This is a genomic window from Marinobacter sp. S6332 (assembly GCF_023016045.1).
Classification (GTDB): Bacteria; Pseudomonadota; Gammaproteobacteria; order Pseudomonadales; family Oleiphilaceae; genus Marinobacter.
In genome coordinates this window covers 291,566-300,222 of record NZ_JALKAP010000006.1, presented here as the reverse complement: position 1 = coordinate 300,222, position 8,657 = coordinate 291,566, and the positions used below count along the sequence as shown (strand labels likewise).

The following is an 8,657-nucleotide window of genomic DNA, read 5'->3' as shown; positions in this document are numbered from 1 at the left end:
GTCCGTCCGCTGTGCGTGGCCAGCATTGGTACCTGTACCTGATTATGGACATATACAGTCGCAAGATCGTTGCTTGGGAAATCCATGAAATGGAATCCGGTGAACTAGCCAGGAAACTGGTCGAGCGTGCATTGCTGCGCGAGAGCTGCTGGCACAACCCGCCGGTGTTGCATGCCGATAATGGAGCGCCAATGACGTCTTATACGCTCAAGGCCCGGCTGGCCGATCTGGGCATGCTGATGTCGCACAGTCGTCCGAGAGTGAGCAACGATAATCCATACTCGGAATCGTTGTTCCGCACGGTCAAATACTGCCCGGAGTGGCCCTCAAAAGGCTTTAAATCGCTCACGGCTGTGCGTGAATGGATGCTGGCGTTCGAGTGCGCCTACAACGAAAGACATCTGCACAGTGGTATCAACTTCGTAACACCGGCAGATCGGCATCGTGGCGTTGATCACCAGCGCCTGGCGCATCGGAAAATGGTTTATGAAAGAGCAAAGCGCAGGAATCCACAGCGCTGGTCTGGCAATACCCGGAACTGGGAAGTCACCGGTCCGGTATCGCTCAATCCTGGCAAATTGCAGGAGGTTGAGCTTAATAGATTAGCTGCTTAGGTGCAGCTATTTGGACAACTGGGTTGAAAATCGCCGGGGATTGTCATGCCAAGTAAACTCAAAGGCCTGTTTACCGGTCTTGCACTAAGCGCTTCACTCTTTGCTCAGCCGGCGGTATCTGCCGACCGTGAACTGCTTAACACCTCCTATGACATTGCCCGAGAACTGTTTGCCGCCTACAACGTGCACTTCAACCAGTACTGGGAAGAAAAAACCGGTGAAACGCTTGAAGTCAGCCAGTCTCACGCGGGTTCCTCAAAACAGGCACAGGCTATCATCCAAGGCTTAAAGGCCGATGTAGCCACATTTAACCAAGTTACTGATATCGATATCCTGCACGCCCGTGGTGGCCTGATTCCGGAGAACTGGGCTGAGCGCTTACCCAACAACAGTTCGCCCTACTACTCCACCATGGCTTTCTTGGTGCGCAAAGGTAACCCGAAAAACATTCAGAACTGGGACGACCTGATTAAGGAAGACGTGGCTCTGGTTATGCCCAACCCGAAAACCTCAGGAAATGGCCGTTACACTTACCTGGCCGCTCTGGGTTATGCCCAGGACCGATTTGGCGACGACCAGAAGAAAATTGATAGCTTCCTGCAGGATTTCCTTTCTCACGTAAAGGTATTCGACAGCGGCGGGCGCGGTGCAACCACTACATTTATTGAGCGTGAAATTGGTGATGTTCTGCTGACGTTTGAATCGGAAGTGTTGAATCTGGCTGACCGCTACGAGAATGGTGAATACGAAGTTGTAACGCCAAAGGTAAGCTTTTTGGCAGAGTTCCCGGTTACCTGGATCGACGAATACGTGAAGCAGAACAAAACCGAGGATCTGGCAAAGGCCTATCTGGAGCACCTGTACAGTGAAGACGCCCAGCGCCTGCTGGCTGGATTCAACTACCGGGTTCACAACGAGACGGTGAAGCAGGAAACTTCGGATCGTTTTCCGGAAGTAAAACTTCTGCCGATTGACGCTATCGCCGGCAGTTGGGAAAACGCCACCAAAGAACACTTTGCCAGTGGCGGCAAGCTCGACCAACTGCAACGTCGGCGGTAATTGATGTCCACGGCTAACCAGGCTGGCGCTGTAATCCAACAGCGTTGGCCAAGGACCGGAAACCGCAGCAAGCGGGTACTACCGGGGTTCGGTTTGAGCCTCGGTATTTCGCTTTTGTTTATCAGTCTGATTCTGATGCTGCCACTGACCGGGCTGGTGATGGAAGTATCCGCCATGAGCTTCGATCAGTTCTGGTTTGTGATCACCGATCCGCGGGTAGTTGCCTCATACAAAGTTACCGCCCTTGCGGCACTTTCAGCCTCTTTGTTTAACGGCGTGTTCGGATTGCTGCTGGCCTGGGTTTTGGTGCGTTATGAATTTCCCGGTAAGCGGCTGATTGATGCAGTAGTTGATTTGCCGTTTGCGCTGCCAACCGCAGTAGCCGGTATCGTTCTCGCTACCTTGTTTGCAGAAAACGGCTGGTATGGACAATGGCTGAGCAATTTGGGAATTGAAGTTGCATTCACGCCGGTGGGCATTGTTGTGGCCATGGCGTTCACCAGCCTGCCCTTTGTGGTGCGCACCGTTCAGCCGGTACTGGAGGAACTCGCCCCCGAAGATGAAGAGGCAGCCGTTAGCTTGGGTGCAAGCGATGCTCTGGTGTTTCGTCGGGTAATTTTCCCAGCCCTGTGGCCAGCTCTGTTAACCGGTGTGGCCTTATCTTTTACTCGCAGCCTTGGCGAATTTGGCGCAGTTATCTTCATCGCAGGCAACATGCCTTACGTGAGCGAAGTAACCAGCCTGATGATTTTTGTCCGCCTGCAGGAATACGATTACGCCGCCGCCAGCGCCATAGCGTCTGTGGTTTTGTTGGTATCACTGGTGATGCTTTTCGCTATTACCTTGTGGCAAGCCCGATACCTTAAGCGCGTAGAAGGACGCTAAACCCATGAACGCCACTCAATCTTCCCGGCACCGCCGTGTTGGCGATAGCCCGGCAATAAAATGGCTACTGATCGGGACTGCTGTTGCTGTCGCAATTGCTTTGCTGATCATGCCGCTGCTGGTGATCTTTGTTGAGGCTCTGGGAGCTGGCTGGGGTACTCTGGCAGATAACCTAACGGATCAGTACACATTGCACGCGATCGGCTTAACGCTATTTGTGGCCGCACTTACTGTTCCCCTCAACCTCGTCTTTGGCACCGCGCTGGCCTGGCTGGTAACACGGTTTCGGTTCCCCGGGCGCAAGCTTCTGATCACACTGATTGACATTCCGTTTGCAGTGTCACCGGTTGTAGCTGGCTTGCTGTACCTACTGCTATACGGACGTAACGGATGGGTGGGGAGCTGGCTTGCAGATCACGACATGCAGCTGATGTTTTCCTGGCCCGGCATTGTAATGGTTACCGTGTTTGTTACCTGCCCTTTTGTTGCCCGCGAGCTAATACCGCTCATGCAACAGCAAGGCAGTGAGGAAGAAGAAGCCGGAGTAGTGCTGGGCGCCTCCGGCTGGAGAATATTCCGCACCATTACACTGCCAAACATTAAATGGGCACTGATTTACGGAGTGGTACTCACTAACGCACGGGCGGTGGGCGAGTTTGGCGCGGTATCGGTGGTCTCCGGAAATATCCGCGGGCAAACCAACACGCTGCCCCTGCACGTAGAACTGTTGTATCAGGATTATAATATTGTTGGCGCGTTTGCCAGCGCTTCATTGCTGGCCGGCATTGCGGTATTTACGCTGGCTGTTAAAGGTTTCGTGGAATGGCGGCAAACACGCACTCTGAACCGTCTGCAAACAGAGGAGGCAGCGTAATGACTATCACGGTTGATGGCATCAACAAGCGTTTTGGACAATTTCAGGCGCTGAACAACGTCTCCCTGAACATTCCAGAAGGAAAACTGACCGCGTTACTGGGGCCATCCGATTCCGGGAAGACAACGTTGTTGCGTATTATTGCGGGCCTCGAATCAGCCGATAGCGGGCAAGTCGCTTTTTCCGGCAAGGATGTAACCAAACTGCATGTACGCGACCGCAACATTGGTTTCGTATTTCAGCATTACGCCCTGTTTCGTCACATGACCGTTGCCCAAAACATTGCTTTTGGCCTGGAATCACTACCGCGTAAACAGCGACCGCCCAAGTCAGAGATTCAGAAACGGGTCAGCGAGTTACTGGAAATGATCCAGTTGCCGCATCTGGCACAGCGTTTCCCTGCTCAGCTATCCGGTGGTCAAAAGCAGCGTGTTGCCCTCGCCCGCTCTATTGCTACACGGCCAAAAATCCTGCTTCTGGATGAGCCATTTGGCGCCCTCGACGCCAAGGTGCGTAAAGATCTGAGGCGCTGGCTGCGAAATTTGCACGATGAGTTCCACTTCACCAGCATCTTTGTGACCCACGATCAGGAAGAGGCTCTGGAGTTGTCCGATCAAGTAGTCGTAATGAGTCAGGGCAATGTGGAACAGGTGAATGAGCCAACCGAGCTTTACGCCCGCCCCGATAGCCGTTTCGTATTTGATTTCCTCGGGCAGGTGAATGTTCTATCTGGTGAGCTCAAACATGGCAGCTTAAGTCAGGGCAATGCCCGGGTGACGCTACCGGGCATTCAGCATCAGGGTAACGCCCAGCTTTATTTGCGACCACACGAAGTGCGCTTGGCCACAGTGCCTGCCGAACATGCGAACCTGCCGTTACGCATCGAAGCTGTTAGCCTAATTGGCTCCGAAGTGCGGGTTGAGCTGCGCCCGGAAGGCTGGGCCAGCGAAGGCTCAGATAACATTTGGGAAGTCGGCATCAGCCACGCGGAATTTAACGACCAACGCCCGGCCCGTGGCGACCTGCGTTACGCCGTACCAGAAGTCGGGCATCTGTTTACCGGCAAGGACACCCAGCCGGAAACGGTTAGTTGGGCCGAAGCAGATTCATTCCCCAGAGTTCGCCTGATTAACTGAGTGAGACTATGCACAGTTTGTGAATACAAAACCAGCAGGCTCGTTTGCCTCTCGCCATATTCTGCTTACGGCTCTGGCAGAATATGGCGAGGGCAGAATGTAAGGGACAACGCCCGATAACTTACAAGTTGATTTTGAATTGGCCAACAGCGTCAACAACTTGCTGCGCTCCAGCCCGAATTTCATTCATTACCTGCCCCGCATCATTTGAAAAAGTGAGCGCTTGGCCGGTCTTGTCCTGACTGCTTGCGATTTGCGCAACCGCTTCCTCCGTCAGTTTTTTGTTCTCAGAAACAACCTTAATGATTTCCTCAGTAGCCGAGCTTGTTCGCGATGCGAGTTGCCGAACTTCATCTGCAACCACCGCAAACCCCCGCCCTTGATCACCCGCTCGCGCAGCTTCAATAGCGGCATTCAGAGCAAGCAGGTTGGTCTGATCGGCAATACCTCGAATACTCTCCACCAGCTCAAATACTTTGGCAGATTGATGATCCAATGCGGCGATCCCCTTGCTAGCCTCGTCCATCTGCGCCGATAACTCATTCATGGTTCGAACGGTCGATTCAATAACAGAGAGTCCGGCAGAAGCGTCCTCACCGGTTTTTCTGGAAATATCGCTGGCTACCTCTGCGGTATTCATAACCTCCTGATCACGGGTTACCTGCTCTGTTATTACGGTTGCAAATTTCACAACCTTATAGAGCTCTCCTGAGTCGTCATGCACAGGATTGTAGGTGGCCTCCAGCCAAATATCATTGCCTCTGCTATCAAGACGTTTGAACCTACCAGATACAAACTCCCCTGATGCAAGGGTTTTCCAAAAATTCGCATACTCTTGAGAGCTAGCTTCCTCCTGCTCACAGAAGATCCGGTGATGCTTGCCCACTACCTGACTTCTACTGTAATTGACGCTGCCCAGAAAATTGTCATTTGCGTTGAGTATTACGCCGTCCAGACTAAATTCAATAATGCCCAGAGAACGGTTCAGGGCAGCAAGCAAATCCTCTTGCTCCCGGGACTTGGATATAGTTTGAGTCAGCTCTTTGGAATAGCACACCAGCTCCGCTTGCTGACTGTCTGCGGATTGTCTGGGCTGCATAATAGTACGGTACCATCCGGAGCTACCATCTCTGAGGACAAGCTGTAGCGCACCCTGCCAGGGTTTCTTCCCATCAATGGCGGCAAACATTTGCTTGCAGTGCTCTTTAGCACGGGACTTGTCGAGTACAAAGGGGGCGAAATTCTTGCCAGTTAATTCTCGCTCGGTATAGCCAGTGGACTGCAAAAACTGATCATTTACCTCCGCAAATCTTCCCGCGGCGTCCAGCGAGAAAAAAATCATCTCGGCTCGCAACTCCTTTTGGATGTCACGGTAGGCTTTTAATTCAGTTTCTAACGCGTCGATTCGGGTCTGCAATTTTTGACGACTAAAAAACATCTAGGGTTCCTCAAGGTTGGACCCGAACCCGAATCCAATACAGTTGTCTATATGACTTTTTTAACGGCGGTTAGGGGCATTTCTTTAACGTGTGAGCCTTATACGAAACCCATAGCAATTTGAATCAATTCGTCATAAATAGCCAACCTGTTACCATGCTAGAAAATCCACTGAAAAGAGGTGAACCATGTTGGATACAAATGCGTTTTATATTAATGGCAAGTGGGTAACGCCTGAAGGGTCCCAGAAACTGGATGTCATCAACCCTTCCGATGGAGCCGAGTTCTCCACGATAACCTTGGGGTCGCAGGCGGATACAGACAGCGCAGTCGCTGCCGCGAAAAGAGCGTTTCCAAAATGGTCTGCCACAACCAAAGAGCAGCGTATCGAGTTACTGGAGCGCTTGTTTGAAACTTATAAAGCCCGAGCAGAAGAGATGGCCCAAACCATCAGCCGGGAGATGGGCGCGCCCATCGATCTTGCGCGAAGCGCTCAGGTTGGCGCTGGTGCCGCTCACCTTAAAAATACGATCCGCGCGCTAAAGTCGTTCGAATTTGAGCACCCCCTTGGCGAGCACGCACCAGACAACATCATTCTGCATGAGCCTGTTGGTGTATGTGCATTGATTACGCCTTGGAACTGGCCGATGAACCAGATCATGCTGAAGGTAGCTCCGGCTTTGGCCACAGGATGCACAGTGGTTCTCAAGCCGTCAGAAATTTCGCCTCTATCAGCCATGCTCTTAGCCGACATGATTGACAGTACAGGCTTCCCACCGGGTGTTTTCAACCTTGTGAATGGCGACGGCGCCGGTGTTGGATCCCAGCTTTCGGAGCATCCTGACGTTGATCTAGTCAGCTTCACCGGCTCAACCCGCGCTGGCAAAGCCATCACCATTGCAGCAGCCGATACTGTGAAGCGGGTAGGCTTGGAGTTGGGCGGCAAGGGTGCCAATATCATTTTTGCAGATGCCGATGAAAAAGCGGTTACCCGTGGTGTGCGCCACTGCTTTGCCAACTCGGGCCAGTCCTGCAACGCGCCCACACGGATGTTGGTAGAAAAGTCTATTTACCAGAAGGCGGTTGAGACGGCCGCAATGATCGCCGGTAAAACCGACGTAGGCTTGGCGAGTGCAGAAGGTCGCCATATCGGGCCACTCGTGTCCGAGCAGCAGTTTCAGAAGGTTCAGACCCTTATCAAAAAAGGTGTAGAGGAAGGTGCTACGCTAGCGGCTGGCGGTGAAGGAAAACCAGAAGGCCTTGAAAAGGGTTACTTCGTGAAGCCAACCGTATTCGCAGACGTAACGCCCGGCATGACCATTTGGAGTGAGGAAATTTTCGGTCCGGTACTCGCTATCACGCCTTTTGAAACCGAAGAAGAGGCCATAGAGCTGGCAAACGATACGCTATATGGGCTTACCAATTACATTCAGACTTCCGATAAAGAAAGAGCTCGCAGAGTCGCCCGTCAGGTTAGGTCCGGCATGGTGGAAGTCAACGGAAAATCCGGCTCGGCAGGCTTCCCGTTCGGCGGCATGAAACAGTCCGGAAATGGCAGCCGTGAAGGAGGAGCTTGGGGCCTGGAAGAGTTTCTGGAGGTTAAATCCGTCACTGACTGGTAACACTTGCACAAAGGTTACTTGAAGCTGACCTATTGCCCCGGAGTTTTTAAACTGCCTCCGGGGCGCTTGCACTAAGACCCTACTAGTTCAATTTTGCCTCGCGCCAATCGTACCCTGCCCTTGCGCTCAAGCTCTTTCAGCAACCGGCTGACAACTTCCCGGGCAGTTCCCAACTCAACGGCCAACTCTTGATGCGTGATGCGTATTGGGCTCCGGCGGGCCTGAAGCCACTCTTCAAGTCTCTCATCCATACGGCGAAATGCCACCTCTTCCACCAATAACATCAAGTCATCTAATCGGCGCCCGTAGGATTCCATGATTCCGAGCCTAAAGGCAGCAGACTGGTCCATCAGCCGGTCAAACAACCCCCGAGGCACCATAGCCGCTTCGGACTCTTCTTCTACAACTGCCTCTGCTCTATAACCGTAGCCCGTCATCAAGCAACCAATAGACAGGGTACAAATATCATCAGCACCCATGCGGTAAAGCACAATGCTATTTCCTGATACCCCTGTCATCTGGACCTTTACCGCACCGCTAAGCATCAGCGGTAGGCCCTGACAGTGCTCTCCTGCCTGAAACAAAACTCTGCCCGGTGGAAACCGCATAACCCGAATGGTTTCAAGAGCTTCCTTTTGAAGCTCTTCGGGCAAGGTCTCCAAAATACTGTGATCAAGCATGAGCTCTTCCATGGAATTTTGATATTAACGAGGACAGTGTGACTTTATCACTGAACTGTCTCACTGTGGGGCCTAAAGTAAAAATCCTAGGATACCTAGTGAGCCTCATGCCAACACAGGAGAAGGGACTATGAGCATTAATATGGGTTCTGTTGATCGGATTATTCGCGCCATTGTAGGCATCGTGCTGTTAGCGTTGGTGTTCGTAGGGCCGCAAACACCTTGGGGCTGGATTGGTATTGTGCCACTAGCCACCGCATTGATGGGCAACTGCCCAGCGTATTCATTGCTGGGTATCAAGACCTGCAAAAAGCAGTAGTTTAAAGATCTCACAAAAAAGCCGAAGTGAC

The 8,657-nt window shown here is 52.4% G+C and carries 9 protein-coding genes; 7 read left to right on the top strand and 2 right to left on the bottom strand.

Annotation, left to right across the window (positions count from 1 at the left end; translation table 11 throughout):
* The 5 genes from MWU62_RS11345 to cysA all read left to right on the top strand — a co-directional run.
* Window positions 1-614: DDE-type integrase/transposase/recombinase (locus MWU62_RS11345; protein ID WP_247113765.1), on the top strand; the 614-nt coding region annotated here is incomplete at its 5' end.
* Between the two features lie 45 nt (window positions 615-659).
* Window positions 660-1,673, top strand: a complete 1,014-nt coding sequence (gene cysP, locus MWU62_RS11340) for a thiosulfate ABC transporter substrate-binding protein CysP (protein WP_247114961.1) — start codon at window positions 660-662, stop codon at window positions 1,671-1,673.
* Window positions 1,674-1,676: 3 nt separating this feature from the next.
* The gene (cysT, locus tag MWU62_RS11335; RefSeq protein ID WP_247114960.1) at window positions 1,677-2,558 is read left to right on the top strand and encodes a sulfate/thiosulfate ABC transporter permease CysT; all 882 of its coding nucleotides are present in this window, start codon (window positions 1,677-1,679) and stop codon (window positions 2,556-2,558) included.
* Between the two features lie 4 nt (window positions 2,559-2,562).
* Window positions 2,563-3,432 (top strand): sulfate ABC transporter permease subunit CysW, encoded by an 870-nt coding sequence (gene cysW / locus MWU62_RS11330; RefSeq protein ID WP_247114959.1) that lies wholly within the window; start codon window positions 2,563-2,565, stop codon window positions 3,430-3,432.
* Window positions 3,432-4,568, top strand: coding sequence for a sulfate ABC transporter ATP-binding protein (gene cysA, locus MWU62_RS11325; protein ID WP_247114958.1), 1,137 nt, complete (start codon window positions 3,432-3,434; stop codon window positions 4,566-4,568). The genes cysW and cysA overlap by 1 nt, the downstream gene beginning before the upstream one ends.
* A 121-nt stretch (window positions 4,569-4,689) precedes the next feature.
* On the opposite strand, the gene MWU62_RS18935 is transcribed toward cysA, so the two are convergent.
* A complete protein-coding gene (locus MWU62_RS18935; protein ID WP_281494864.1) occupies window positions 4,690-6,006 on the bottom strand; it encodes a PAS domain-containing methyl-accepting chemotaxis protein in 1,317 nt (438 codons plus the stop codon).
* A 187-nt stretch (window positions 6,007-6,193) separates the two neighbouring features.
* On the opposite strand from MWU62_RS18935, the gene MWU62_RS11310 reads away from it, so the two are divergent.
* On the top strand, window positions 6,194-7,627 hold the full coding sequence (locus MWU62_RS11310; RefSeq protein WP_247114957.1) for an aldehyde dehydrogenase family protein: 1,434 nt from the start codon (window positions 6,194-6,196) through the stop codon (window positions 7,625-7,627).
* A 71-nt stretch (window positions 7,628-7,698) separates the two neighbouring features.
* On the opposite strand, the gene MWU62_RS11305 is transcribed toward MWU62_RS11310, so the two are convergent.
* Window positions 7,699-8,307, bottom strand: coding sequence for a Crp/Fnr family transcriptional regulator (locus tag MWU62_RS11305; protein ID WP_247114956.1), 609 nt, complete (start codon window positions 8,305-8,307; stop codon window positions 7,699-7,701).
* Between the two features lie 130 nt (window positions 8,308-8,437).
* Here MWU62_RS11305 and MWU62_RS11300 point away from each other — a divergent pair, with 130 nt between their 5' ends.
* Complete coding sequence (locus MWU62_RS11300; protein ID WP_247114954.1) at window positions 8,438-8,626, top strand: DUF2892 domain-containing protein; 189 nt, start codon at window positions 8,438-8,440, stop codon at window positions 8,624-8,626.
* The last annotated feature ends 31 nt before the right edge of the window (window positions 8,627-8,657 follow it).

Excerpts from the sequence above, each read along its gene's own strand:
- cysP (WP_247114961.1), top strand. The coding sequence starts at position 660 with ATGCCAAGTAAACTCAAAGGCCTGTTTACCGGTCTTGCACTAAGCGCT.
- cysA (WP_247114958.1), top strand. The coding sequence starts at position 3,432 with ATGACTATCACGGTTGATGGCATCAACAAGCGTTTTGGACAATTTCAG.
- MWU62_RS18935 (WP_281494864.1), bottom strand. The coding sequence starts at position 6,006 with ATGTTTTTTAGTCGTCAAAAATTGCAGACCCGAATCGACGCGTTAGAA.
- MWU62_RS11310 (WP_247114957.1), top strand. The coding sequence starts at position 6,194 with ATGTTGGATACAAATGCGTTTTATATTAATGGCAAGTGGGTAACGCCT.
- MWU62_RS11300 (WP_247114954.1), top strand. The coding sequence starts at position 8,438 with ATGAGCATTAATATGGGTTCTGTTGATCGGATTATTCGCGCCATTGTA.
- MWU62_RS11305 (WP_247114956.1), bottom strand. The coding sequence starts at position 8,307 with ATGCTTGATCACAGTATTTTGGAGACCTTGCCCGAAGAGCTTCAAAAG.
- cysT (WP_247114960.1), top strand. The coding sequence starts at position 1,677 with ATGTCCACGGCTAACCAGGCTGGCGCTGTAATCCAACAGCGTTGGCCA.
- cysW (WP_247114959.1), top strand. The coding sequence starts at position 2,563 with ATGAACGCCACTCAATCTTCCCGGCACCGCCGTGTTGGCGATAGCCCG.